Origin of the sequence: Paenibacillus sp. 32O-W, from assembly GCF_007679495.1 — a bacterium.
Classification (GTDB): domain Bacteria; phylum Bacillota; class Bacilli; order Paenibacillales; family NBRC-103111; genus Paenibacillus_L; species Paenibacillus_L residui.
In genome coordinates, this window is the sequence record NZ_VEGP01000235.1 from 1 (window position 1) to 202 (window position 202).

Sequence of the window (202 nt, forward strand, 5' to 3'; positions counted from 1 at the left end):
TCAATGCCTATAAAAGTGCAAGTTCACGACTTATCAAAAAGCATTTTCCACAGGTGAAAAAGAAACTGTGGAAAGAGTATTTTTGGTCAAGGAGTTTTTGTTTGCTTACAACAGGTGGTGCTCCAATTGAAGTGATAAAAAAATATATAGAAAATCAAGGTGTAAAGTGAGGTGATTCGATATGGCAAACAAAGCATATAAG

At 34.2% G+C, this 202-nt stretch carries 1 protein-coding gene; it reads left to right on the forward strand.

Annotation, left to right across the window (positions count from 1 at the left end; genetic code table 11):
- A partial coding sequence (locus FS806_RS25550) for a transposase (protein WP_144942163.1) occupies nucleotides 1-170 on the forward strand: 170 nt, incomplete at its 5' end.
- Between the last annotated feature and the right edge of the window lie 32 nt (nucleotides 171-202).